The organism is Mesonia sp. K4-1 (assembly GCF_008017825.1).
In the GTDB taxonomy this organism is placed as follows: Bacteria; Bacteroidota; Bacteroidia; order Flavobacteriales; family Flavobacteriaceae; genus Mesonia.
Map to the genome: position 1 here is coordinate 15,535 of NZ_VRLS01000047.1, position 25,845 is coordinate 41,379.

A 25,845-nucleotide genomic window follows, 5' to 3' on the forward strand; every position below is an offset into this window, starting at 1 on the left:
GCACACTGGTAAATAGGGAAAATTAATTTCCTTTTATGCGGTTTCCTAATTCACTAAGCAGTTGTTTTGCCTGCGTACGGTTTTTTTCCACTTCTTTGACTTTTAATCCAGTTGGGGTTTTAATCAATTCAAAGCTAAACGCAAAACGGTTTTCTGTGGGTTGAAAACCTAATAACCCAAACCTTAAATCGTTTATAAAAATTTGATTTTCTTTTTGAGTTACAGTGTACCAACCTTGAGTGATTTTAAGGAGTTGTTGTACTTTCTCTTCTTCCTTTAAATTACCTAACAATTCGTGTTGTTTAGGATAAGACGCAAAGGAAATAGGTTGAGTGTCGAAAATTGAATAGTGGCCAATAAGATAAGCATTGGGAGTGTCTACATTTGCGGTCCACAAAACACTATTAAAAGCACTCGGTTTCGTTTCCACGGAAGTGTAATTAACCTCTTGTTCGTCTAAAGCGGCTGTGAACTTTTGATAGGTATAAGCTTTAAGAATTAGTGTAATCACTAGATAAGAGGAGCTTAAAATAATCCCTAAGCGGTTAATTTTTCTCCGTCTAGCGGAAGTTTTAGGCAAACGCATCGCCCAAATGACACAGACTAAAAACGGAAGAGTGTAGAGTGGATCGATCACAAAAATGTTCTTATACGCCACCCGAAGATCTAACGGCCAAAATAACTGAGTACCCCAAGTGGTGTGTGCATCTAACAGCGGATGTGTAATAAAACCCCAAAAGAATAACCACGACCAATTTTTAAAATTATCTAATTTCTCGTACCTAGAAACCAACCAGCCAAAAATGGGCGCAAAAACAACAGAGAAAAAGATAGAATGCGTAAACCCTCTATGAATTTCTAACGCTGTAACGGTATCGGTAAAGTAGGAAGCAAATGTATCTAAATCTGGGATGGTTCCAGCAATAGCTCCGTATAACATCGCTTTATTGCCTACTTTTTTTCCTAGAACCACTTCGCCGACAGCAGCCCCTAAAACAATTTGAGTGAGTGAATCCATTAATCTACAATTTCCATCTTTTTAAGTAAAAATGAAGCATTCATATTTTGGCAAATTCCGTTTTTAAATCTATAATCAAAATGAAGTTCGTTTTTAATGATTTCGGCATCAAAATAATGATTTTTTACTTGTGGTAATTCATTGGCAACTTCACAAAGGCTAAGATCGTGCGTAGCGATAATTCCAGTAGAGTGAGAGCCAACCAATTTTTCAACAAATTTTCGTGAACCTATGGCTTTATCGGTGCTGTTGGTTCCTTTTAAAATTTCATCGAGAATAATAAAATAACGATCGGTTTTAATTTCATCTACAATAAATTTCAATCGAGTTAACTCCGAAAAGAAATAAGAAGCTTCATCTGCTAAAGAATCTACCGTTCGCATACTGGTAATAAGTTTGATAGGCGAGTATTCACAAGTAGCAGCGCAAACTGGTAATCCTACATTTGCCATAACAATTTGTAAAGAAACCGTACGTAAAAACGTGCTTTTACCTGCCATATTAGCACCAGTAATGATAAAAAATTCTTGCTGGTCAATTTGATAATCATTGGTCACCGCATCTTTTGGGTGGATGAGAGGATGTACTGCTTGTGTGGTTTTTAGAATATTTCCATCCTCATTTATACTTGGGAAAGTATATGTTTGATGATTATAGGTGAAATTCCCTAAGGAGTTGTAAGCATCAAAGAAATCGATCACATCTAACCAGTCTTCTAATTCATTACGATGGGTAATAATCCATCGTTCCAATTTTAAAGATTGTTGTAAATCCCAAAGAAGAAAGCCATTCCCAATCACTCCAAATAACATATTATTTCTTTGGTCGAGTGCATCGATCGCTTTAGAGAATTGTTTTAAAATCTTAGAAGCTTTTTGTTGAGAGTTTATAATTTTTTCTTTTTTAGTTACTAGTAATTCCGTTGTAAACTCCTCTTTTTCTAGTAATGCCAGTAATTGATGGTATTGTCTAAAAGTTTCTTGCACTTTACTTACTCGAAAGGAAAGATCGTTGATGTTTTTTAAAAATTTTCCAGTTATAGCTAACCCCAAGATTAACCATCCTAGTAAAGCGTAACCCGAAATAAACTCTAAGAAATAAGACAGGACGACCGCGATCGATAGAAAAGAAAAAACTTTGGGAAGCCATGATATAAAAGAAGGCACAAAAGTTTGATACCCTTTTAACCATTGCAATATAGTTTGTGTGCTCGTTTCTACTTTAACCAACTTTGCTATCGCAGAAAAATCTTGTCTAAATTTTACCTTAGTAGCCAATTCTCTAATTGAATTCTGCTTTCGCGGAATAAAACCAATATCATTACGGGTTAAAAGCTGTGCTAATTTATTTATTCCTGAGGCTAAAGCAGATCTATTTAAGTATTGAAAAAAAGAGCGGTTGCCAAACAGATCGATATCTTGACTAAAATGATGTAAGGAATTTTTAAATTCTTCCCCGGCAGGAAGGTGTTGAAAATCTCTATTTAAAACCTGAATTTCAATTTCATTAATTTTTATGAGTGCTTCTACTTTTTTCTTTTTCTGTTGAAGGTCGCTATGTCTTGAAACTAAAAAGAGAAAACTAGCTATAGCTGCAATTATAGAACCTACAACTAACTTGGTATTTTCAAAAAATGTATAAACAAGAAATCCAAAAAGTAAAAATATAACCAGCCTCAGCATGCTCGACGCAAAAAGCTGTTTTTTTAATTTTTTAAGCTGAAGTTGAAATTCTTCTATATGAGATGTATAAGTTGTTTTGGGGTTTTGCATCTAAATTTGGTTAGGTTGTGAAAGTTTACTCAATTCCTCTTTTTGTTTTTTAGTCAGTTTGCTAACTACCAATTCATAACTGTGTTCAATAAACTGGTGTATTTCTTTACGTGTTAAATGCGGACCATTAATAACAACAGTGTTCCAGTGTTTTTTGCTCATATGATAACCGCCATAAATTTCTTCGGGATATTCTTCACGGAGTTCAATCGCTTTTTCGGGATCGCATTTTAAGTTGATGGCAGGTTTTCCTGCTTCCCATTTTTCTAACCCTACCAATGCAAACATTTTTCCCATTACTTTAAAAACCAAGGTATGTTCATCAAAAGGAAAATCTTCGGTAGTGCCTTTTTTTGCAAGACAATAATCTCTTAATTCATCAATTTGCATGCTTATGGTTTTTCAATGGTATTTCTACTGTCTTTCAAATATTTGGGATTTTCTCCGGTTTCTAAAGAAGAATAGTCCAGTTTCCAATTGATGGTTTCTACCAATTTTTCCATGAGTTGAATGGTATCTAAAGCCTGATTAGAAGCTTCTTTTAACAATCCGCTTTGCGGAATTTTCTCTACAATATATTGCTTAGCTTCTCGATTAATATCGGTTAAGTCTGAAGAAGTAAAAGGGTTCGCCCAACCTTCTTTCTTATCGTAGTATTTAAAATCGGTTTCTATCGACAGTAATTCGGGTTGTGGGAAGTTGCTTAAATAAATGGTCTTTTTCTCCACATCAGAATTCATTTTAATTTTCGTTAAATCAAACCCAATATGTGCTTTAGCCTCTATTAATACTAAAGCTTTTTTGCTTCCTAAAAATAGGTTGATCCATTTGTCCTTAACATTAGCGTAGTGGTAAATTTCAGAAAAGTCACCTTCTACAGTTATAAATTTACAAACTGCCCTTATTTTTTCCATCAGTACAACCGATTGTTGCTGTTCCTTTTCTTTCTTTTTATTTTTATTGAAAAAAGAATAGATAAAATAAGCGGCTATTGCTCCCCCCGCGAGGCCTAAAAACAATAATTCCATACGTTAAGGTTCAATTTTATATAATACAGGTTTACTTGGACTAGCATCATTTTGAAATGATGCTATTTGTAGATTAAGTAAATAATTTCCATCAGCAACATTTTCTGGCACATAAATCATCTCGGTAATCGTAGCTGAAAATCGCGTGTTTTCAGGATAATTCCAAAAGGCGTGATGCGCTAAAAGTTTTCCGTCATCTTTTTCTTTGTCTACCGATGGCAAATCAATCAATAAATGCTCAACACCACATTCTTTAAGATATTCTGCCGCTTCTTCCAATAAATAGGGCCAATTGGTATGGCTGTATTGTCGGTTTTTCTTTGCTTCAGAATTGGGATGAGTTCGAATTATAATAGCTTGCGCTTCTCCTTGACGGAATTTTTGTTCGATTTGACGTTTACTAAAAACTAAATCTTCACCCAGTGCTTCAGGAGTTAAAGTGATGATTTTGGCGGTAAAGAAAAACTGTTTTAAGCAATCGTTGATGCTGTAAAATTCTTCAGAAATATGTCCGACACATTCGGTATGGGTACCGTGTGCATGCGGATTAAAATATATGTTATTAAAGTTAACCGAGGCTCCTTCACTCACTTTTGCGACCCAGTCTCCATCTTTAACAGGTTGTATTTTAGGAGCATCTACATACCAAGCAGAGGGATTATTTTTTTCCGCGCTAAGCGTTAAAGAAATATCTATGGGTAGATTGAGGTTAACAGTAAATTCTTTGTGGTCTATTTGTACTTTTGCTCTCATAAGTTGTGCTCTCCTTACGAAGATACATAATTCTTATTTCTAAAAAAGAAAGATAGAATTAGTGCAAGAATTTTTTAATCACAAATAAAAGACCAATAAAAAGTAGAAATCCGGCAAGTACGTATAAACTTCCTTTATAATATTTTTTGTGTAATTTTAAATCTTTACGATAACTGATTACAATTAAAATAAAAAAGGCTACAACAAAAAAGCCTGCAAAAAAATATTGTCCTTGGGTAAACATATCGTTTATTTTTGTGCAAAATTAAGACTATAAACATTATGAAAAAAAGAATAAGTGCGGTAAAACAATTTCACGAAGCATTTGGATTAGGAGTAAAGGAGCAACCTGTAGCAGATCTAGGAGATGCTAAAAATTTACTGCGATACCATTTGATGAAAGAAGAAAATGAAGAATACTTAGGAGCAGCTAATAATAATGACTTGACAGAAGTAGCCGATGCGCTTGGTGATATGTTATATATACTTTGCGGAACCATTATTGAACACGGTATGCAACATAAAATAGAGGAGGTGTTTGATGAAATACAACGCAGCAATATGAGTAAATTGGGAGCCGATGGGAAACCGATTTACAGAGAGGATGGTAAGGTGTTAAAAGGACCTAACTATTTTAAACCTAATATAGAAGCGATTTTAGATAAATAAAAAAAGCGCTGTTAAACAGCGCTTTTAAATTTTATTTTGTTTCAACAGCATAACGCCAATCGAAAGGATCTTCGGCTCGGTTATACTGAATATCTTGTAACATTTTTTTCAATTTTACATTGTAAGGGTTTTCTACTTCGGGAAGGTCATAGAAAGTACCGTCTTGTTCAAAACCAGAAATTTGAGCAATAGTAGCAGCAGTTCCCGTACCAAAAATTTCTTTTAAGGTACCGTTTTTTGCAGCTTCTACAATTTCACCTACTTTTATTCTTCGCACTTCTACATCAATTCCTTCATGTTTAGCTAAATCGATAATACTTTTACGAGTAACTCCGTCTAAAATACGGTCGCTAGTAGGGGCTGTGATTAATTTATCACCAATTCTAAAGAACACGTTCATTGTTCCTGCTTCCTCAAGATATTCGTGTGTATTAGCATCTGTCCAAATAACTTGTTGGTACCCTTTTTCTTTAGCTAAATTTGTTGGGTAAAAAGAAGCTCCGTAATTACCAGCTGCCTTTGCATAACCCACACCACCATCGGCAGATCTACTGTAATGATCAGAAATCAAAACTTTTACTGGGGTAGAGTAGTAAGCTTTCGCTGGGCAGCAAATAATAATAAACTTATATGCATTAGATGGAGAAGCAGAAACACCATACTCAGTACCAATCGCAAACGGACGAATATAAAGAGAGTTACCGTCTCCTTTTTTAATCCATTCACTGTCTAATTTTAATAATGTATTTAAAGCATCAAAAAAATACTCTTTGGGAAACTCTGGTATAGCCATACGCTTAGAAGAAATATTAATACGATTAAAATTATCTTCAGGTCTAAACAACCAAACCTTATCATCTGCATCTTTAAAAGCTTTCATTCCTTCAAAAACTGCTTGTCCGTAATGAAAAACTTTAGCTGATGGCTCCATTTCCATAGGTCCGTAAGGCATAATTTGTGGTGTTTGCCAAGCCCCATCTTTGTAATCGCAAATCATCATGTGGTCTGCGTAATACTTACCAAAAACTAGATTATCAAAATCTACCTGGTCTAATCGAGATGACTTAGCTGTAGTAATATCTAAGCCCTTATGTGGAGTATTCATGGAGTAATATTTAATTTTTACAAAAGTATTAAAATAAAGGTATAAGAAAAACTAATGTATTTCTTAATTTTGACAAAATATAAACAAATTATTAATAACGTTTTAATTTATGAAAAAAATAATTTTTGTATTAAGTGCTTTAGCTTTAATAGCTTGCCAAGATGCTAATAAAAAAGAAAATACTTCAGGAGAAGTTGAGAAAGAAAACACAGAAGAAACTATAGCAAGTACAGAGGCTGCTTATGCTAGTTTTGGAGAGAATATAGATAAAGAAGGAGTTTTATCTGCATCAGAAATGAAGGAGAAGTTTACTTCTATGAAGACTGGAGATACGGTAGAGGTGAAATTTAAATCTGAAGTTGATAAGGTTTGTAAAAAGAAAGGTTGTTGGATGACATTAAAATTAGATGATTCTTTGAGCTCTTTTGTTCGTTTTAAAGATTACAGTTTCTTCGTTCCTTTAAATGCAGAAAACAGAGAAACTATCGTAGAAGGAAAAGCTTTTGTAACAGAAACTTCTATAGAAGAACTTCAACATTATGCTAAAGATGCTGGGAAATCTGAAGAAGAAATTGCAGCAATCACAACTCCTAAAGTGGAATATGCTTTTATGGCAACAGGGGTTTTAATGGAAGAACCTAGCCAAGAGTAATTATGAGAAAAGCGTTCTACATTCTTTTTATATTAGCTTTAGTGGCGTGTAAGCACAAGGAAGAAAATAAAAAAAGTAAGGAAGAAACCATTTCAAAAGAAGAGCCATTTCAGCTATATCAAATGTCTGAAATGGCTTCTTTTATGGAAAAAATGTATGCAGATCATAAGCGTATAAAAAGTCAAATTATAGCTGGAGAAAAAGTGGATACTTTAAACTTTGAGCCAACAAAGCTTTTTTATGCTAGAATGACGGACAGTACCGATAATGATATTTTTTATCAAGAAAAGGCAAAGCTGTTTGTAGAATATGAAGAACAACTATTAGAAGACTCGCTTTCTCAAAAAGAAATTTACAATAAAGCGGTCAATCTTTGCATTAGTTGTCACCAAATAAAATGTACAGGGCCTATTCCACGAATTAAGAAACTGCTTATTCGCTAAATTGTGAAAAGAGAAATAATGACCACGGCAGATGGTTCTACCACCATCCATTTACCCGATTGGAATGAACAATATCATTCTAAACACGGCGCCATTCAAGAAGCCTATCACGTGTTTATTAAAATGGGGCTTTCTCATATTCCCATTACGACCAATGCACTACATGTCTTAGAAATTGGTTTTGGTACGGGTCTAAATGCACTTATTACTTGCTTAGAAGCCAAAAATCAAAATCGAAAAATTAATTATTGTGGTGTCGAGGGCTATCCGGTATCTCAAGAAGAAGTATCGCAACTTAATTATGCTACTGCTTTAGATCACGCTTCCGCGGAAGCGTACTTTCAAACCATTCATGCAGGAAAATGGGAAGAGAAATTCTCAATTCATGAGAACTTTCAATTGATCAAAGAAGAAAAAATGTTTGATAAAATTGAAAATAAAAATGAGTTTCACCTTATTTATTTTGATGCTTTTGGAGCAAGAGTACAACCAGAATTATGGGAGGTTTCTATTTTCAAAAAAATGTATGAGGCTTTAAAAAATCAAGGAGTTTTAGTTACTTATTCTGCTAAAGGCAGCGTAAGAAGAGCTATGCAAGAAGTAGGTTTTACAGTAGAAAGATTAGAAGGTCCACCAGGAAAGCGAGAAATGCTAAGAGCGACGAAAAACAATTGATAAACAAATCATAAATTTCATTTGTGGCTGTTAAACCTATATTAAACATAGGATAGTGACGCTTGTAATTCACTACTTTCAAAATAAAAAATGAAGATATTAATTACTGGGGCGACAGGGCTAATAGGATCTTCTATCACACAGCTTTGCTTAGAGAAAAACTATCAAGTTCATTACCTTACTACCAGTAAGGAAAAGATTGAACACTCTAAAAACTATAAAGGATTTTATTGGAATCCTAAAGAAAATGAAATTGATGCTAATTGCATTGAGGGCGTAGATAAAATTATCAACCTCGTAGGAGCGAGTGTTTCTAAGCGGTGGACGCAAAAGCAGAAAAAGAAAATTATAGATAGTAGAGTAGATTCTGCCAATGTGCTTTACAATTTGTTAGCTTCCCAAGAAAATAATATCACACAAATAGTATCTTCAAGTGCTATTGGGATTTATCCAGATAGTCTTACAAATCTCTATCACGAAGACAGTCCGCAAGTAGCCGATAATTTTTTAGGAAATGTAGTGGTAAAATGGGAACGAGCCGTCAATCAATTTGAGACACTTGGGGTGGATGTAGCTAAAATTAGAATTGGCGTAGTATTGGCTAAAAATGGCGGAGCATTAGAGAAAATGAAAGAACCTATTGAGAAAGGGGTTGGTTCTCCTTTAGGAACCGGAAGGCAATGGCAATCTTGGATTCATATCAAAGATCTTTCTAGAATGTTCGTCTTCGCTTTAGAAAATAACTTAGATGGAGTTTTTAATGGAGTAGCGCCTAATCCAGTAACTAATAAAAGACTTACTTATGCTATTGCAAAAATATTAGACAAGCCGCTTTGGCTTCCTAATGTGCCAGCGTTTATGCTTAAATTAATTTTAGGAGAGATGTCTCTCATCGTATTGTCTAGCCAATTAGTAAGTAATAAGAAAATAGATACTCACGGGTTTAAGTATAGATATACGCATATTATTCCTGCATTAAAACCCCTATTAAAATAAAAAAAAGCCACAATTTTAAATTGTGGCTTTTCTATAAATTTAAAAAAAGATTAAGCTTTTTTAGCTTGTAGCATAAAAGTAATCTCAATTTCGTCATTTACGAATTTGTCTTTTAAATCATCAAAAACAGATTTAGAACCGTAGTTTACATTCCAGTCTGTTCTATCAATTGTAAAAGGCTCACTTTCTATTTTTAGAGTAGACTGATCGTCATTCATAGAATAAGTAACAGGAATCTCTACGTTTTTAGAAGTACCTTTTAAGGTTAAATTTCCAGATAACCAGTTCTTGCCGTCTTTTTCAGTTAATTTAGTAATTTCAAAAGTAGCTTCTGGGTGCTTTTCTACGTTAAAGAAATGATCTTCTTTTCCTTCAGTAGTTCCTTTTAAGTGACCTTCTAAGCTAGCTTTTTGATCACCTTCAAGATCGGTTACTGTAATAGAAGTCATATCTATTACAACCGTACCACTTTCTAAATCTTCTCCCATAGTAGAAAACTTACCTTCTTTAACCATTAAAGTTCCTGTATGGTTTTCGCTTGGTTTAGATCCAACCCAATCAATTTTAGAGTTAGCAGCGTCAATCATAAAAGTTTGTGCTTCTTCAGTAGCTTCTACTACTTCTTCAGCATCGTTAGCTTTAGTTTCATTCTTTGCTTCATTTTTACAAGAAACAGTAGTAAAACCGATGAAAGCTACTAGCATTGCATTTAAAAATACTTTTTTCATGTGTAAGATTTTGAGTTATTTAATTTGCGGCAAATTTAGTTGATGAACATCAATTCAAATCATAAAAAAATATTAAAAAAATACTGGTGACATTTTGACATTTTTACAACAATGGCAGTAGATTTGCCATTATGTTTGAAAAATTTAGAAAATCGATGAGTAAAGATAAAGAATCACAGGCAAAAGAATCTTTGAAAGATCAAGTAGAAGAGACTTTAGATCAGGCAATTGAAGATGTTGAAAATCAAGAAGCTTCCGCGGAAGCAGAAGAAGAGCAACTGTCTGAAGAGGAAAAGCTTAAACAAGAAGTAGAGAAAGAAAAAGATAAGTTTTTACGTCTTTTTGCTGAATTTGAAAACTATAAGCGTAGAACAAGTAAAGAACGTATAGAGCTTTTCAAAACAGCAGGTCAAGAAGTAATGCAATCTATGCTTCCTGTATTAGATGATTTCGATAGAGCTTTGGTTGAAATCCAGAAAACCGAAGACAAAAACTTGCTTACAGGTGTAGAGTTAATCAGTAATAAACTAAGAGAAACTCTTAAGAGTAAAGGATTAGAGCCTATCGCTGTTAAAGCTGGAGATAAATTTGATGCAGATTTACACGAAGCAATCACACAAATTCCTGCTCCAGATAAGAAAATGAAAGGTAAGATTGTAGACGTAGTAGAAAAAGGATATACCTTAGGAGAAAAAATTATTAGATATCCAAAAGTAGTAACTGGTAAATAAGGTATCTCATAAAAATTAAATTTGATGAAAGAAGATTATTACGACATATTAGGAATTAGCAAAGGCGCTACTGCAGCAGAAATTAAAAAAGCATATCGCAAAATGGCGGTAAAATATCATCCCGATAAAAATCCAGATGATACCAAAGCCGAAGACATGTTTAAGAAAGCTGCAGAAGCTTATGATGTTTTGAGCAACCCTGACAAAAAAGCACGTTACGACCAGATGGGTCACGCTGCATTTGATGGTTCTGGTGGCTTTGGCGGTGGAGGAAGCATGAATATGGACGATATCTTTAGTCAGTTTGGCGATATCTTTGGCTCAGCCTTTGGTGGCGGAGGCGGAGGTTTTGGAGGCTTCGGTGGAGGTCAACGTCGCGCTAAAGGAAGCAACTTACGTATTCGTGTAAAACTTACCTTAGAGGAAATTGCTACTGGTGCCGAAAAAAAGATAAAAGTTAAAAGAAAAGTTCAAGCAGAAGGGACTACATATAAAACCTGTTCTACCTGTAATGGTATGGGGCAAGTAACCCGAGTAACCAACACTATTCTAGGGAGAATGCAAACAGCAGCTCCTTGTAATGTATGTGGAGGATCTGGACAAATGATCGATAAAAAACCTGCCGATGCAGATGCTCAAGGTTTAAAAGTTCATGAAGAAACAGTTTCTATAAAAATCCCACCAGGAGTAGTAGAAGGAATGCAGTTAAAAGTTTCTGGCAAAGGAAACGATGCACCAGGTAACGGTATTGCAGGAGATTTATTAGTAGCCATTGAAGAAAAAGAACACGATCAATTACAACGTGAAGGAGATAATTTACATTATGATCTTTACGTAAGTTTTTCTGAGGCTGCCTTAGGAGCATCTAAAGAAATCCAAACCGTAAATGGTAAAGTAAGAATCAAAATAGAACCAGGAGTTCAAAGTGGTAAAATTTTACGCTTACGCGGAAAAGGAATTCCAAGCATTAATGGTTACGGTAAGGGTGATTTACTAGTTCACGTAAATGTATGGACTCCTAAAACCTTATCTAAAGAACAAAAAGACTTTTTTGAACAAATGAGTGGTGATAGTAACTTTGAGCCAAATCCTGAAAAAAGCGATAAATCATTTTTTGAAAAAGTTAAAGATATGTTTTCATAAGTTAATTTATTAACAAAATTTTATATATATTTGAATATCACTATTTAATTATAGTGGTATTTTCTTTTTCATAGCAATTTTTTTCCCACCCTTATTTCCGCTAGATTTAAGGGTGGGTTTTGTATTTTAAAAGACTTCAGTTTTGTTACCTTTATCCACTCAAAAGCAACTATGAAGAATTTACTCGTAGCACAAAACGTGTCAAAATCATACGGAGATTATAAAGCGATAAATAATCTTTCTATAGAAGTGCCAGAACAAAGTATATTTGGACTCTTAGGGCCAAATGGAGCTGGTAAAACCACGTTTATAAGAATAATTAATCAAATTACAATGCCAGATACTGGTAAGGTATTACTAGATGGTCAGCCTTTGCAGCCTAGTGACGTGCAACATATTGGTTACCTGCCAGAAGAGCGTGGTCTATATAAAAGCATGAAAGTAGGAGAACAGGTATTGTACTTAGCTCAATTAAAAGGGCTCTCCAAAAAAGAAGCTACTTCTAGATTAAAATATTGGTTTGATCGATTGGAGATTGGGGATTGGTGGAACAAAAAAATACAAGAGCTTTCTAAAGGCATGGCTCAAAAAATTCAATTTATTGTTACGGTAATTCATCAACCTAAATTATTGATTTTTGACGAACCTTTTAGTGGCTTTGACCCCGTTAATGCGAATTTAATAAAAGATCAAATACTTCAGTTAAAAGAAGACGGTGCAACCATTCTATTTTCTACTCACCGTATGGAAAGCGTAGAAGAGCTTTGTGATTATATGGCACTCATCCATAAGTCTAATAAAATGTTAGATGGAAAAGTGGCCGATATTAAAAAAGATTTTAGGTCTAATACCTACCAAGTAGGAATAAGTCCGCGGCAGCGAAATGAAATGTTAGAGAATTTAAACCAGCATTTTGAAGTAACTCCGGCACATTATCACAGTATTCACGAAGATGTAAAACTTCATATAAAAATTCCTGAAAATTCGAGCGCTAACGATTTGCTTCATCACTTAATTACACTCGGTCAAGTCAATCATTTTGTAGAAGTAGTACCTTCTGTAAACGATATATTTATTAAAACTGTAGGACAACATGCGTAACCTTAAATTAATTATAAAGAGGGAGTATTTAGCGAGAGTAAGAAATAAAACTTTTGTGGTTATGACATTTTTAAGCCCTGTAATTATGGTGGGTATGATTATGTTAATCGCATACCTTACGAGTTTAAATAACGACGAAGAAAAAATTATTGGTGTGCACGATGTTACCAATATGGTTTTTGATGAACTTCAAGATCAAAAAAATACCGTATATCTTAATTTTTCTGATTTAGAATTAAACACAGCCATAGATTCGGTAGATAAAAGAGAGTATTATGGGTTGCTTTATATTCCCGCAGGCAAAACAGATGAAGAGATTGCCAGTCATATAGAGTTCTTTGCACAAGAAGCTCCCAGTAACTTTTTCTTATCGGATTTAGAGCAGAAAATAAGCAATGTGCTTACCGATAGAAAATTAGAAAGCACTGGAGTAAATTTAGCGACTATAGATAATGCTAAAGCGAAAGTAAACATTAAAATGGAAAACTTTTCGGGCGAAGCTACCTCTAAGATGGCAAGCTATGTGAAAATGTTTTTTGGCGGAGCGGCAGGCTATTTATTGATGATGTTTATTATTATTTATGGTAATATGGTCATGCGCAGTGTGATTGAAGAAAAAACAAACCGAATTATAGAAATTATTATTTCTTCGGTCAAGCCGATTCAACTAATGTTGGGGAAAATTTTGGGAACCAGTTTTGCAGGAATTACTCAGTTTGTCATATGGATTATATTCGGAAGCATTCTTTTATTTTCTGTCACTGCCATTTTTGGGATAGAAAGTACTTCTATTCAAGGGGAGGCTGCGGCGAATTCTGTAAATCCAGATGAAATACAATTATTGGTAAATGATGTTCTTCAACTCCCATTGGCGAGTATTATTGTAGCTTTCTTGGTCTATTTTATTGGAGGCTACTTCTTATATAGTTCGATTTATGCAGCCATAGGCGCTGCAGTAGATAGTGAAACCGATACGCAACAATTTATGTTTCCGGTAATTTTGCCTTTAATGTTGGGGATTTATGTAGGCTTCTTTTCGGTAGTAGAAAATCCACATGGTATTGTGGCAACTATATTTTCGTACATACCGCTTACATCACCTATTGTAATGTTAATGCGTATTCCATTTGGGGTTGCTTGGTGGGAGGTTCTTATTTCTTTAGGTATTTTATTTGCTTCGGTATTTTTAGTGATTTGGATGGCAGCAAAAATTTATCGTGTTGGTATTCTCATGTATGGTAAAAAGCCAACCTATAAAGAATTATTTAAATGGTTAAAATATTAATAAAATATACGAAATAGCGTCAAATATAAGTTAATGCTTTAAAGAGTCTGTTGTAAATACCTATATTGGGTACCAACTAACCACTTCAAAATTTATATGAAAGATTTCTTTAGAGCTAACAGTTTATTGCTACTACTGTTTTCTACCTGTTTATTTGGGTTGAAAGCACAAACTACAGACCTTGCAAGAGTAGAGTATATGCGAGTTCCGTTTAGCGATGGCGATCAGTCTTTAAATAGATTTAGAGCTCTAATACAAGCTCCCATTCCTATAAAGGATGACTACCTCATTTTTGGAGCAGAATATCGCAAATTAGATCTAGACTTTAGAGAGGACGTTCCCTTCAATAGAGAAAGAATTAAATCTACACAAAGAATAGAAGCTTCTTTAGGATACGTAAAGAAGCTTAAAAATACCAATTGGCGTATTGCAGGAAAAGGAGGAGTAAGAATTGCATCTACTTTAAATACTAGTTTAGGAAAGGACGACTTTATTTATATGGGAGCACTTTACGCTATTAATGATGTAAAGGAAAGAAACGAAGAAGGTGCAGTTGTAGGAAAACCTTATAGGTTAATTTTAGGCTTGGTTTATAGCACGACACCAGGGAGAAATTATCCCATCCCATTAGTAAATTATTTTAGAAAAATAAACGAAACTTGGTCGTATACAGTAGGAGTTCCAAAAACCTTAATAAGATATACCTTTAACGAAAAAAACCACCTGCAGGCTTTTGCCACTTTAGATAATTTTTTCGCCAATATTCAAGATAATGTTAGGATTCCAAATAACGATAGGGTAGGTGAAAACATATCAATGACCAATGTAGTAATAGGGCTGGGTTATGAGTTCTATTTTACAGACCACTTGCAATATTACCTTTATGCAGGACATACGGTTTACAATGAATACAGAATTAGAGATAACAATAGAGAAGATGTGTACGTTATTGAAAACGACAATACTTTTTACATAAGAACAGGAATAAAATTTAAAATATAGATGCCTAAAATTTTAATAATCGAAGACGAAGCTGCCATACGTAGAGTATTGGTGAAGATTTTATCAGAAGAAAGTAAAACCTATGAGTTAGCTGAAGCTGAAGATGGTCTTGAGGGAATAGAAAAAATAAAAGATCAAGATTACGATTTGGTACTTTGTGACATCAAGATGCCCAAAATGGATGGTGTTGAAGTGCTAGAGGCTATTAAAAAAATAAAACCTGAAATCCCTATGGTTATGATTTCTGGTCACGGTGATTTAGACACTGCCGTGGAAACCATGAAAAAAGGTGCTTTTGATTATATTTCTAAACCGCCAGATTTAAATAGGTTATTGAATACCGTTAGAATTGCTTTAGACCGAAAAGAACTGGTCGTAGAAAACCAGCGATTAAAGAAAAAAGTAGGTAAGAACTATCAAATGATTGGTGATTCTCCAGAAATAGAGAAAATCAAAGAAATGATAGAGAAAGTAGCTCCTACAGAAGCTCGAGTGCTTATCACGGGAGACAATGGAACGGGAAAAGAGTTGGTAGCTCATTGGCTACACCAAAAAAGTAATAGATCTAAAGGAAACATTATAGAGGTGAATTGTGCTGCTATACCGGCAGAACTCATAGAAAGCGAACTATTTGGTCACGTTAAAGGTGCTTTTACATCCGCTAATAAAGACAGGGCAGGAAAGTTTGAGGCTGCTAACGGAGGAACCATTTTCTTAGACGAAATAGGGGATATGTCGCTTTCCGCGCAAGCGAAAGTATTACGGGCTTTACAAGAAAATAAAATTCAACGTGTTGGGAGCGATAAAGATATAAAAGTAGATGTAAGGGTAATTGCGGCGACCAATAAGGACTTAAAAGAGGAAATTAAAGAAAAGAATTTTAGAGAAGATTTATACCATCGTTTAGCGGTAATTCTCATCGAAGTACCTCAGCTTAACGATAGAAGAACAGATATTCCTCTGTTGATTTCTTATTTTGCTGAAAAAATAGCCAAAGAACAAGGTACTGCTGTGAAAAGCTTCTCCAAAGAGGCCTTAGAACTCTTAAAAGAATATGACTGGACAGGTAATATTAGAGAGTTAAGAAATGTGGTAGAGCGTTTAATTATATTAAGCACCACACAAACTATAGATGATAAAACGGTAAAATTATTTGCAGGTAAATAAACTTCAATATCATTCTAGTAAAAGTGGAATCTATATGGAGATTACAAGCTTTGTTTAAGAAAATGGGATTGATCAAAAACCGAAAATTATTACATCTTTCGTGGGCGTGTAATAGTTGATTAATTCAGATTTTGAATACTAGTTTTTATCGAGCTAAAACTTTTTATTAATGAACCGAATCTCGATACTACAAAAATATTTTTCTACTGAAAAAATTAATTAATGCGCTCATATAAAACAGTGGTAGATTGTGAGCGCTAGGCAAATGTAATGTTATCTTTAGTCTTGGTTTTCTTTACCCAATATTAGAACCAACTTATTTGGTGAATTTATCTTCTTGCGTAGTAGGGTCGTATTTCATAAAATACATGGTTTTCCCATCCTCTCGATTCCAAGTATGAAACAAATCGAACCCAAATTTTTGATAAACAATTGTATTTCTTCGGGTTTGTGTTTCTGCATAAAGCGGTAAATTGTATAAATGAGCACGACGTAGAAATTCATCTTTCATCTCTTTACCCACTTGGGTGTCGGCGCCGCGAGCACCTTTAGAAATTCCCCAAAACCAACAATATAAATAATCTTCGTTATCGGGACGTTGATTTTTTATGTATTTCTGGTTTTTTAAAATAGTCAACACATTTTTAAAACCAGTTACATTGAGCACCAGTTTAATATTTTCAAAGATTTCTTTAAAAAAACTGGTTTTACTTTTACTCTTGCGTAAAACAATAGCAATACCCATTTTATTAGAAGAAAGAATCAATGCATCATTATCGATAGCTTTTTCAACCATATGTTGTGCTAAATATTTAAAACGAGCATCACGATCCCCGCCTTTTTTAACAATCTGCATCGATGCCGGTGTTTCTTTTAAAATTTCGGCAACACGATTTATGATAACTTCTTTATTCAATGTAAAAATTTTAGGGCGCTAAGATAAAAAAATAAAGTGTCTTAAAGATTGTATATTTAGGTTTCTAATCCATATTTATGATGAAAGATATTAAAAGCAATCAATTTAGGGTCAATCAACCTATCAAAATAAAAGAAGTAAACACCACATTTTCTCTTAACGCGGAAGAAAAAACCATCAAAAAGGAACTTAAAAACACCAGAAAAGCCTTAGCCACATGGCAAGATAAACTTTACGCTCACGGGAAATATTCGGTATTGGTTTGTCTACAAGGAATGGATACTTCAGGAAAAGATAGTTTAATACGAGAGGTGTTTCAAGGCTTTAACTCTAGAGGAGTAGTGGTGCATAGTTTTAAAACACCTTCAAAAAAAGAATTACGTCACAATTACTTATGGAGACATTATATTGCCTTACCTGAACGAGGAAAATTTGGAGTGTTTAATAGGACCCATTATGAAAATGTATTGGTCACAAGAGTCCATCCCGAATATATTTTGGGAGAAAATATACCCCACATTCAAAGTTTAGAAGATATTGATGAAGTATTTTGGGAAACTAGAATGGAAGAGATTAAAAATTTTGAAAAGACACTAGTTCAAAATGGCACTATTATTTTTAAGTTTTTTCTCCACATTTCTAAGGAAGAACAAAAAAGCAGACTCCTTAGACGTTTACAAAAACCAGAGAAGACTTGGAAATTTTCTCCAGGAGATTTAGAAGAGCGAAAACTATGGGATGAATACCAAAACTGCTATGAAAAAGCAATCAATAAAACCTCTACAGAGAAAGCACCTTGGTATATAATCCCTTCAGACGACAAAGATACCGCACGGTATTTAGTAGCAAAAATATTACATGAAAAGCTACAAGAATATGCAGATGTACAAGAACCAACCGTAGAACCAAAGGTTTTAGAACATTTACAACATTATATAAATGAATTGTCTAATGAGTAGCAAGCATTATTAACAAACTTTTATAGAAGGCTCTTCTTACACAAAAAAGTTTAAAATTATATTTGATAAAAATATTACGCTATGGCAATTATTGGATCTATCATTAAAAAAGTTATTGACGTGACGGGCAGCATTTCTACAGAAGTAAATGCAGCTGAAAGTCAGGGGAAAGTTTTAAAACAATTGCTAGAAAAAGCGCAAGACACTTCCTTTGGTAAATTTTATAACTTCTCAAGTATTTTAGAATCAGGGGATGTGGTAAAAACCTTTCAAGAAAAAGTTCCTTATTTTGATTACCATACTTTAAATGAACGTTGGTGGAGCCAGTTGCACGAAGGTAGCGAAGATATTACCTGGCCAGGTTCTCCAAGTTATTATGCCTTAAGTTCGGGTACTACAGGGAAAACCAGCAAAAGAATTCCGGTAACGGAAGAAATGATAGATGCCATTCGCCAAGCAGGAATTAAACAAGTTACTGCACTTTCTAATTTTGATTTACCATCAGATTTTTTTGAGAAGGAAATAATGATGTTAGGAAGTTCAACCAATTTAAAAGAACACGAAGGACATTTAGAAGGAGAGATAAGCGGTATAAGTGCAAGTAATATTCCTTTTTGGTTTAAAGGATATTACAAGCCTGGAGAAGATATTGCAAAAATAGATGACTGGGATGAGCGTATAAGACACATTGCCGAAAATGCTAAGAATTGGGATATTGGCGCTTTAAGCGGAATCCCTTCTTGGATGGAATTGATGTTAAAAGAAGTGATTGCTTACCATAAAGCTGCTCATATTCACGAAATATGGCCCAATTTACAAGTGTACACTTCAGGAGGTGTAGCTTTTGAGCCTTATGAAAAAAGTTTTAATGCCTTGTTGGGTAAACCTATTACTGTGATCGATACCTATTTAGCTTCAGAAGGATTTATAGCTTTTCAAAACCGACCTGAAACACACGCTATGAAATTAGTGGTAGATAACGGAATTTTCTTTGAGTTTGTTCCCTTCCACCCAGATTATATTCAGCAAGATGGTTCGCTAACAGAAGATGCTCCTGTACAAACTATCGATGAGGTAGAAGAAGGAAAAGACTATGTATTGCTTATGAGTACGGTTGCTGGAGCTTGGCGTTATATCATTGGAGATACGATTGCATTTACCGATAAAGAGAGAGCCGAAATTAAAATTACAGGAAGAACTAAATTTTTCCTCAATGTAGTGGGGTCTCAACTTTCAGTAAATAAAATGAATGACGCCATCAAAGATTTAGAGGATATTTACGATATACAGTTGCCAGAGTTTACGGTAGGAGCAATTAAAATTGATAATGAATTTTACCACCAATGGTATTTAGGCTCAGACAGTGAATTAAATTTTAGTGAACAAGAACTGGCCAATAAGCTAGATGAAAGCCTAAAAAATGCCAATAAAAACTATAGAGTGGCTAGGGGAAAAGCATTGAAAGGGGTAAAAGTCAAAGTTCTACCGCTAAACACTTTTTACGAATGGAGTGGAGCCAATAAGAAAAAAGGCGGACAAGTAAAGATGGAAAAGGTGATGAAAGAAGAAAAATTAAAGGAATTCCAAGACTTTATAGAGAACCTATAAAGCAGATTTCTCCAATTCCTTATCTACTTCTTCTTCCGTTTTTTTAGGCCCAAGCGTATTTACCAGCTCCATAATTTCTTCGGGAGACATATATAAACGCTTTATACGAGCTTTATACGCTGCAGAAATATGGGTGTTATTTAAAATAAAATCTTTAGTAGCTAAAATGTATTTATGCATCCCATGTTGCACAGCATAGGTATCGGCAGCGCGTTCTACTTCTTGAATATGCGCTGAAGAAAATAAGTACTTTAATCCAAAAATAAGCATTCCAATAGTACTGCGATCTTTATAATCCATCACGTGACCTAATTCGTGACCAATCCACCCAGTAAGCACATCTTTGTCCATGTCGGTAATCTTGTACTCCTCTTGTTCAATATGAAATTTATTACTAATTAAAATAATATACTCCCTTTTATGTTTCGGCATAAAAAAGCTTTTATACTTGGGTTGAGCCTGCATAGTAGATTTTTTAATGCTTTTTTTAAACTGAAAAGTAATGGGAACATCCTTCAATTCAGGATAAAAGGAAAGTGCTTTTTCAACTTCAGGTAAGATAACTTTAGGAATAACTTTGTTAGTGTACAAATCGTTTTTTATTTTTTTAGTAAATTATTCAATTCATCTCTATTTTTTATTAAAGTCATCATAAAACTTATTTTAAAACTATATAAGGTTGCACATATTTAAAATATCTTTGCCCAAAATTTAGCAAGGTGCAACTATCTAATTATACCAAGGAGTTTAAGAAAAATCTAAACATTGCTTTTCCTGTGATGATGGGGCAATTAGGTCATGTTTTAGTAGGATTGGCCGATAATATTATGGTAGGGCAATTAGGGGCCGCACCATTGGCTGCAGTTTCACTAGGAAACAGTTTGGTATTTATAGCGCTCTCTATAGGTATAGGTTTTAGTTTTGCCATTACCCCGCTTATTGCGGAAGCAGACGGCGCAAAAGATATTGAAAAAGGACGTTCTTTTTTTCAACACGGGATTGTGATGTGCTGCCTTAACGGAATTTTACTTTTTCTATTGCTATTAGCGTGTAAACCCTTATTGTATCATTTAGATCAGCCTGAAGAAGTAGTCAACCTTGCGATGCCATATATCGATATTGTAGCCTTTTCATTAATACCATTAATGATTTTTCAAGCTTTTAAACAATTTGGCGACGGACTTTCACAAACCAAATATGCGATGTACGCTACGATAATAGCCAATTTGGTCAATGTGCTTTTTAATTATTTGCTAATTTACGGGGTTTGGATTTTTCCTCGTTTAGAATTAGAAGGTGCAGCAATTGGTACATTGATTTCTCGAGTATTTATGCTATTTTTTCTCTTCTATATTTTAAAATCAAAGAAAAAATTCGCCACCTATTTTGTATGGGCTAAAAAGTCACTTCAAAAGAAAGTTTTTAAGCGTTTGTGGGATTTAGGTTTTCCTACAGCCTTGCAAATGTTATTTGAAGTAGGAATTTTTACCGCTTCTATTTTCTTAGCAGGCACCTTAGGGACAAACCCTCAAGCGGCTAATCAAGTGGCGCTCAACTTAGCCTCCATGACATTTATGATTGCGGTTGGAATAGGAGTTACGGCAACCATACGTGTGGGTAACCAAAAGGGGATGGGGAACTTTAAAGAATTAAGAAGAATTGCTATCTCTACTTTTTTACTGGTATTTCTCATAGAAGCGATATTTGCAATTGGCTTTATTTTGCTTAAAGATCTCTTGCCGCTAATTTATATTGATAATGCCGAAGTTATCTTTTTAGCTTCACAACTTTTAATTGTAGCGGCATTATTTCAATTAAGTGATGGCCTGCAAGTAGTGATTTTAGGTGCTTTACGCGGATTGCAAGATGTGCGTATGCCAACGATGATTTGCTTTATTTCCTATTGGATTATTGGTTTTCCAATTTCTTATTATTTAGGAAAAGCAGAAGCCTTAGGGAGTATGGGAATTTGGTTAGGACTTTTGGCAGGTCTATCTGCTTCAGCAATAATGTTGTATATTCGGTTTGCTTATCTTAGTAAAAAAATGATTCAGCATGCTAGCATAGCACCTAAAATGTAAGGAGATGAAAAAACCAGATTTCAGTAACTTAAAAGCAATTTATATCAATTGCACTTTAAAAAAGTCCCCTCAAAAAAGCCATACCTCTACACTAATTCAGGTTTCTAAAGAAATTATGGGAAAAGAAAATGTGAGTGTAGAAGAAATCCGATTAATAGATCACGATGTAGCTACGGGAGTTTATCCCGATATGACTGAACACGGATGGGAAAACGATGAATGGCCAGCCTTATTTGAAAAAATAATGGATGCAGATATTTTGGTTGTAGGAACACCTATTTGGCTAGGAGAGAAATCTTCTATATGTCAAAAACTCATCGAACGTTTATATGCTATGAGCGGAAAAACAAATGAGAAAGGGCAATATGTTTTTTACGGAAAAGTGGGAGGTTCTATTATCACAGGAAATGAAGATGGAGTAAAACATTGCGCTATGGGTATTCTATATTCGCTACAACACGTAGGCTATTCTATTCCGCCTCAAGCAGATTGCGGATGGATTGGTGAAGTAGGACCAGGTCCTAGTTATGGAGACACCGAATGGAAGGGAGAAAAAAAGCAACCTCCAGTAGGTTTTGATTCTAGTTTTACCAATAGAAATACTACCTTTATGACTTATAATTTGCTTCATTTAGCAAATACAATAAAACAGCAAAAAGGATACTCCAATTACGGAAATTCCCGAGAAAAATGGGACGATGGCTCTCGTTGGGAATTTGAAAACCCTGAGTATCGTAAAAAAAAATAAATAAAACTTTCAAAATTAAATATTACCGCCCTTTATGGAATTCCCAAAATACTTATTAGCCGATAACACCGATTTTCCTGATGCTATTTTTGTAGTACATACGCAATTTCCTCGTTTTATCATCAATTTACAAGATGATGAGGTAGAATGGCTGGAAGATTTTGATGCTAACGATGAAAAAGAATTGGCTAGTGAAGCAGAAATCTTGATCGAAGATGCATCACAATTCTATGATCGTGAAGTAGAACGTTATCAAGATTAGTTGGTATGGAAGAGTTAATGCAACTAGACGAAGAACTATTTATATTTCTTAACAATCTAGGAACAACTACTTGGGATGGTTTTTGGCTTTTTATTACCGATAAATTAGCTTCTATTCCTTTATATGCGGTTTTACTTTACCTGCTTTATAAAAGCTACGGCTTAAAACCTACGCTAGTTATTTTAGTATTGGTAGCAGGAATGATTACCTGTACCGATCAATTAGCCAACGTATTTAAACACGGTTTTCAAAGACCCCGACCTTGCCAAGAAGATTTTATTGAGCAAGCGCGTTATATCGCGGTGCGTTGCGGCCGTTATGGTTATTTCTCAGCTCACGCAGCAAGCAGTACGGCTCTCGCTATTTTTATAGGATTACTTTTAAAGCGTTTTTATAAATATATTTTTGCATTTATGCTTGTTTGGGCATTGGTGGTAAGTTATAGTCGCATTTACGTTGGCGTACATTATCCAGGTGATGTTTTAACAGGAATAGTAATTGGGACTTTAATTGGCGTAATATTTTATCAGCTTTTTAAATTTATTAATTATAAATATTTTACAGAGCAAAGCCCAACCGTTTAAGGTTGGGTTTTTGTTTAAAATTTAAGTTTTGTGATTTTTACTGTTTCACTAAAATAAATGTAGTATCTAGTGGAATACTGTAGTTGTTATTAACAGTTTCTCCAATAGGGTAACTTGGTCTACCGCTTAAGTGAGCGTTTGTTTCTAATTTTTCTATCCCATTCTCTATAAAATACCTAAAATATATTCTAATATAAGCACCTGGTATTTCTACATTAGGTTCTTGCAGAATTAAATCCACCATAACCTCTCCAGGTTGACACCCAATACAAATGCTAGGGACATTAGCATTGTATTTAGTGATTATGCCTCCTGAAATATTATGCTTACGAGGATTATTATATGTAATATTCATATTTGGTAAAGTATTTACTTTTTCCACTCCGTTCTCTACATACTGGTATTCTCCAATGAGCATGTCGACATAATAACTGGATCCGCCCAAAGAGGCTTCAACATATACCATTTCTTTTTTTTGTAATAATACTTTAAATAAGGAATTTCCGTTGGTGTACTGCCAACTACCTTCAAAGTGGTCATAATCGTTGAATGTATCTTTATAGTAAGCTCCTTCAATGTCTCCAAAATCTGGATTATCATATCTTGGCAATATGGGAGTTTGGGCTTTACAAGCAAAACTAATGGTTAGAAGTAATAATGTTGAGATCGTTTTCATATTGTTGTTTTATTCGCATTCTTCTTCAGTTATAGCTTCTTGACCGGAAGGATCATAAACAAGTTTTGACCAATTTTCTATATCATTATTACTATTTAAATTGGCCTTATAGACCCCAATTTCATTAATGACTTTTTCCTCTAAATATACAAAAACCAACGGTTTAAGGTTGGGTTTTAAGTTACTTATTTTTATATTTTCTGGCATATTATTCATTCCAATCTGTAAGCCAATCACTTCTAAAAACATCAAGTCATTTTAATGTGGAGGAGGAATTTTTTTTTAAGAATATGATAAAATTTAACTTTTGTTTTTAACAGTAAATTTTTCTGAAAGAAAAAAGAGCATAACTCCCGTAATTAAAAATACTGCCATTTCATTGAATGAAAAATTATCTGTAAATTGACCATCAATTATATCTCCTCCTCTAAAAATTATATATCCTAGTAAACTAAAAGTTTGTGCTAATAAAAATCTTGATACATTACTTAAATTTGTACGAAAACAAATAAAGTTATAGAAACCCACTATTATTAAGTAGAAGGTAAAAAAATAAATAAATAGATATATAAAGCTATAAACAATATTATTTAAGCTTCCTGTATTACCATATAAGTAATTAGAAATATACCATAAAAAGTTTTGAAATAAAAATATTATGATTGTAATTAAAAAAACGTTTACTATAAATTTTAAATTTTTCATATAATCCCTAAAATTTTAATCACATCCCAAATCGGAAATGGGAGCGTTTCCAAGAAGTACATCTTTAACATCCTCCCAGTTAGGTCTGTTAGTAATATAAGGTAAAGCTGTAGCAAGACCACCATTATTAAGATCATTAACAAAATTTGAAATTCCGTTTTGAAAACTAAACCACAAGCCATCACCTCCTTGAAAAGGGTTATCAAGTTGCATCCATGTAGCCATATCTATGTCTAAAGCTTCAGTTACTCTATCAACACCTCTAGCATAATAAGTATAAGATCCATTTGGTCCATCATTGGGGGCATAAAAGTAACCAATTTCTCGATTTCCACTTACTGGATGATCCCAATCGCCGGCTGCCTCAATAGTCGTGAATATCCAATTATTATTATTTGTCTCACTACATATAATAGAACCATCATTTGATATAGGTGTGCCTACCACATTTATATCTAAATGAAGTATTGCACCCAAAGGGTTACTTGAGAACCAAGTATTATATTCATCATACCCAGTGTCAAGATAATCATACGGTTCGAAACTTGTTTGATTTGTATCTACAAAATCATTAATATTTGTCCGAATATATTCTAATAATTCATCAGGAGTGAACTGTAGACCAGTTTGAGGATTGTTGGGTAAAACATCTATAACAACAGGGAAATAATCCATATTTACCACAGCGCCTTCTGCATCTTCAATATATTGTATATCAAAATCACCAAATAGAGTAGTGTTATTTTGGTCTATATTTTCAATTTTATCAATTACTGATTGAGGAGGAATATGTTGAGCTAAGTTTTGCCAGTATTGAATTTGATCACAATCTATATCAATTATTAAATAGGGATTAATATCGAGTTCTTGATTTAAGATTAATTCCATATTTTCTTCAATTTCCTCCACTTCCACACAATCCACCTGTACTTTATAACAAGGTATAGGGTTGGTAATGGTCGTGTTGCTTGGGTCTTCATTGTTACCGTGGCCTGCACCCCCGCCACCTGGGTTGGAGCCACTTTGTGGGTTGTTGGG

At 34.1% G+C, this 25,845-nt stretch carries 30 protein-coding genes; 17 read left to right on the forward strand and 13 right to left on the reverse strand.

The features are described 5' to 3' along the window. Window positions 1-22: 22 nt before the first annotated feature. From FT986_RS07985 to FT986_RS08005, 5 genes are read right to left on the reverse strand one after another with little or no spacing between them, the layout of a single operon-like run. Window positions 23-1,018 (reverse strand): metal-dependent hydrolase, encoded by a 996-nt coding sequence (locus FT986_RS07985; protein WP_147864624.1) that lies wholly within the window; start codon window positions 1,016-1,018, stop codon window positions 23-25. Further along, a complete protein-coding gene (locus tag FT986_RS07990; protein ID WP_147864625.1) occupies window positions 1,018-2,790 on the reverse strand; it encodes a DNA mismatch repair protein MutS in 1,773 nt (590 codons plus the stop codon). Before FT986_RS07990 ends, FT986_RS07985 begins: the two co-directional genes overlap by 1 nt. Continuing rightward, on the reverse strand, window positions 2,791-3,180 hold the full coding sequence (locus tag FT986_RS07995) for an MmcQ/YjbR family DNA-binding protein (protein WP_147864626.1): 390 nt from the start codon (window positions 3,178-3,180) through the stop codon (window positions 2,791-2,793). Window positions 3,181-3,182: 2 nt separating this feature from the next. Then, the gene (locus FT986_RS08000; protein WP_147864627.1) at window positions 3,183-3,818 is read right to left on the reverse strand and encodes a DUF4230 domain-containing protein; all 636 of its coding nucleotides are present in this window, start codon (window positions 3,816-3,818) and stop codon (window positions 3,183-3,185) included. A gap of 3 nt (window positions 3,819-3,821) precedes the next feature. Continuing rightward, entirely contained in the window at window positions 3,822-4,571 is a 750-nt protein-coding gene (locus FT986_RS08005) for a cyclase family protein (protein ID WP_147864628.1), read from the reverse strand. A 282-nt stretch (window positions 4,572-4,853) separates the two neighbouring features. Between FT986_RS08005 and FT986_RS08015 the strand changes: the two genes are divergently transcribed. After that, entirely contained in the window at window positions 4,854-5,240 is a 387-nt protein-coding gene (locus FT986_RS08015; RefSeq protein WP_147864629.1) for a nucleoside triphosphate pyrophosphohydrolase family protein, read from the forward strand. A gap of 31 nt (window positions 5,241-5,271) precedes the next feature. Here the strand turns inward: FT986_RS08015 and FT986_RS08020 are convergent, their stop codons facing one another. Next, entirely contained in the window at window positions 5,272-6,345 is a 1,074-nt protein-coding gene (locus tag FT986_RS08020) for a branched-chain amino acid aminotransferase (RefSeq protein WP_147864630.1), read from the reverse strand. A 109-nt stretch (window positions 6,346-6,454) separates the two neighbouring features. Between FT986_RS08020 and FT986_RS08025 the strand changes: the two genes are divergently transcribed. The 4 genes from FT986_RS08025 (at window position 6,455) to FT986_RS08040 (ending at window position 9,111) form a co-directional block, all read left to right on the forward strand. Beyond that, a complete protein-coding gene (locus FT986_RS08025) occupies window positions 6,455-6,997 on the forward strand; it encodes a DUF4920 domain-containing protein (RefSeq protein ID WP_147864631.1) in 543 nt (180 codons plus the stop codon). Between the two features lie 2 nt (window positions 6,998-6,999). After that, window positions 7,000-7,440 (forward strand): hypothetical protein, encoded by a 441-nt coding sequence (locus FT986_RS08030; protein WP_147864632.1) that lies wholly within the window; start codon window positions 7,000-7,002, stop codon window positions 7,438-7,440. 3 nt (window positions 7,441-7,443) lie between these two features. Continuing rightward, on the forward strand, window positions 7,444-8,115 hold the full coding sequence (gene mnmD, locus FT986_RS08035) for a tRNA (5-methylaminomethyl-2-thiouridine)(34)-methyltransferase MnmD (protein ID WP_147864633.1): 672 nt from the start codon (window positions 7,444-7,446) through the stop codon (window positions 8,113-8,115). A 90-nt stretch (window positions 8,116-8,205) separates the two neighbouring features. Beyond that, the gene (locus FT986_RS08040; protein WP_147864634.1) at window positions 8,206-9,111 is read left to right on the forward strand and encodes a TIGR01777 family oxidoreductase; all 906 of its coding nucleotides are present in this window, start codon (window positions 8,206-8,208) and stop codon (window positions 9,109-9,111) included. 50 nt (window positions 9,112-9,161) lie between these two features. On the opposite strand, the gene FT986_RS08045 is transcribed toward FT986_RS08040, so the two are convergent. After that, a complete protein-coding gene (locus FT986_RS08045) occupies window positions 9,162-9,839 on the reverse strand; it encodes a YceI family protein (protein WP_147864635.1) in 678 nt (225 codons plus the stop codon). Window positions 9,840-9,970: 131 nt separating this feature from the next. On the opposite strand from FT986_RS08045, the gene FT986_RS08050 reads away from it, so the two are divergent. The 6 genes from FT986_RS08050 (at window position 9,971) to FT986_RS08075 (ending at window position 16,268) form a co-directional block, all read left to right on the forward strand. Next, window positions 9,971-10,570: a nucleotide exchange factor GrpE gene (locus FT986_RS08050; RefSeq protein ID WP_245924783.1), complete on the forward strand. Its 600-nt coding sequence runs from the start codon at window positions 9,971-9,973 to the stop codon at window positions 10,568-10,570. 24 nt (window positions 10,571-10,594) lie between these two features. Further along, on the forward strand, window positions 10,595-11,713 hold the full coding sequence (dnaJ, locus tag FT986_RS08055; RefSeq protein ID WP_147864636.1) for a molecular chaperone DnaJ: 1,119 nt from the start codon (window positions 10,595-10,597) through the stop codon (window positions 11,711-11,713). A gap of 171 nt (window positions 11,714-11,884) precedes the next feature. Continuing rightward, window positions 11,885-12,814 carry an ABC transporter ATP-binding protein gene (locus FT986_RS08060; RefSeq protein WP_147864637.1) on the forward strand — a complete coding sequence of 310 codons (930 nt, stop codon included), beginning with the start codon at window positions 11,885-11,887 and terminating at the stop codon, window positions 12,812-12,814. Continuing rightward, the gene (locus FT986_RS08065) at window positions 12,807-14,099 is read left to right on the forward strand and encodes an ABC transporter permease (protein WP_147864638.1); all 1,293 of its coding nucleotides are present in this window, start codon (window positions 12,807-12,809) and stop codon (window positions 14,097-14,099) included. Before FT986_RS08060 ends, FT986_RS08065 begins: the two co-directional genes overlap by 8 nt. Before the next feature lie 96 nt (window positions 14,100-14,195). Further along, complete coding sequence (locus FT986_RS08070) at window positions 14,196-15,101, forward strand: DUF6268 family outer membrane beta-barrel protein (protein WP_147864639.1); 906 nt, start codon at window positions 14,196-14,198, stop codon at window positions 15,099-15,101. Next, on the forward strand, window positions 15,102-16,268 hold the full coding sequence (locus FT986_RS08075) for a sigma-54 dependent transcriptional regulator (RefSeq protein ID WP_111541987.1): 1,167 nt from the start codon (window positions 15,102-15,104) through the stop codon (window positions 16,266-16,268). It abuts the gene before it with no gap. A 316-nt stretch (window positions 16,269-16,584) separates the two neighbouring features. On the opposite strand, the gene FT986_RS08080 is transcribed toward FT986_RS08075, so the two are convergent. Continuing rightward, window positions 16,585-17,184, reverse strand: a complete 600-nt coding sequence (locus FT986_RS08080; protein WP_147864640.1) for a hypothetical protein — start codon at window positions 17,182-17,184, stop codon at window positions 16,585-16,587. Window positions 17,185-17,264: 80 nt separating this feature from the next. Between FT986_RS08080 and FT986_RS08085 the strand changes: the two genes are divergently transcribed. Beyond that, window positions 17,265-18,143, forward strand: coding sequence for a PPK2 family polyphosphate kinase (locus tag FT986_RS08085; protein WP_147864650.1), 879 nt, complete (start codon window positions 17,265-17,267; stop codon window positions 18,141-18,143). 81 nt (window positions 18,144-18,224) lie between these two features. After that, window positions 18,225-19,751, forward strand: coding sequence for a GH3 auxin-responsive promoter family protein (locus tag FT986_RS08090; protein ID WP_147864641.1), 1,527 nt, complete (start codon window positions 18,225-18,227; stop codon window positions 19,749-19,751). Here FT986_RS08090 and FT986_RS08095 read toward each other — a convergent pair. Continuing rightward, on the reverse strand, window positions 19,746-20,342 hold the full coding sequence (locus FT986_RS08095) for a hypothetical protein (RefSeq protein ID WP_147864642.1): 597 nt from the start codon (window positions 20,340-20,342) through the stop codon (window positions 19,746-19,748). The two genes, FT986_RS08090 and FT986_RS08095, sit on opposite strands and share 6 nt — an antisense overlap. A 128-nt stretch (window positions 20,343-20,470) precedes the next feature. On the opposite strand from FT986_RS08095, the gene FT986_RS08100 reads away from it, so the two are divergent. Genes FT986_RS08100 through FT986_RS08115 form a run of 4 tightly spaced genes read left to right on the forward strand, consistent with a single transcriptional unit; the run spans window position 20,471 to window position 23,426 of the window. After that, entirely contained in the window at window positions 20,471-21,832 is a 1,362-nt protein-coding gene (locus tag FT986_RS08100) for an MATE family efflux transporter (protein WP_147864643.1), read from the forward strand. Between the two features lie 4 nt (window positions 21,833-21,836). Beyond that, window positions 21,837-22,580, forward strand: a complete 744-nt coding sequence (locus FT986_RS08105; protein WP_147864644.1) for a flavodoxin family protein — start codon at window positions 21,837-21,839, stop codon at window positions 22,578-22,580. Between the two features lie 34 nt (window positions 22,581-22,614). After that, complete coding sequence (locus FT986_RS08110; RefSeq protein ID WP_147864645.1) at window positions 22,615-22,842, forward strand: hypothetical protein; 228 nt, start codon at window positions 22,615-22,617, stop codon at window positions 22,840-22,842. 5 nt (window positions 22,843-22,847) lie between these two features. Next, the gene (locus tag FT986_RS08115; protein ID WP_147864646.1) at window positions 22,848-23,426 is read left to right on the forward strand and encodes a phosphatase PAP2 family protein; all 579 of its coding nucleotides are present in this window, start codon (window positions 22,848-22,850) and stop codon (window positions 23,424-23,426) included. A 37-nt stretch (window positions 23,427-23,463) separates the two neighbouring features. Here the strand turns inward: FT986_RS08115 and FT986_RS08120 are convergent, their stop codons facing one another. From FT986_RS08120 to FT986_RS15920, 4 genes are all read right to left on the reverse strand, one after another. After that, the gene (locus tag FT986_RS08120; protein ID WP_147864647.1) at window positions 23,464-24,102 is read right to left on the reverse strand and encodes a DUF6705 family protein; all 639 of its coding nucleotides are present in this window, start codon (window positions 24,100-24,102) and stop codon (window positions 23,464-23,466) included. A 9-nt stretch (window positions 24,103-24,111) separates the two neighbouring features. Further along, on the reverse strand, window positions 24,112-24,351 hold the full coding sequence (locus tag FT986_RS08125) for a hypothetical protein (protein ID WP_147864648.1): 240 nt from the start codon (window positions 24,349-24,351) through the stop codon (window positions 24,112-24,114). 51 nt (window positions 24,352-24,402) lie between these two features. Further along, on the reverse strand, window positions 24,403-24,807 hold the full coding sequence (locus FT986_RS08130; RefSeq protein ID WP_147864649.1) for a hypothetical protein: 405 nt from the start codon (window positions 24,805-24,807) through the stop codon (window positions 24,403-24,405). A 15-nt stretch (window positions 24,808-24,822) separates the two neighbouring features. Then, window positions 24,823-25,845 (reverse strand): hypothetical protein (locus FT986_RS15920; RefSeq protein ID WP_187248593.1); only part of this gene is annotated, 1,023 nt, incomplete at its 5' end.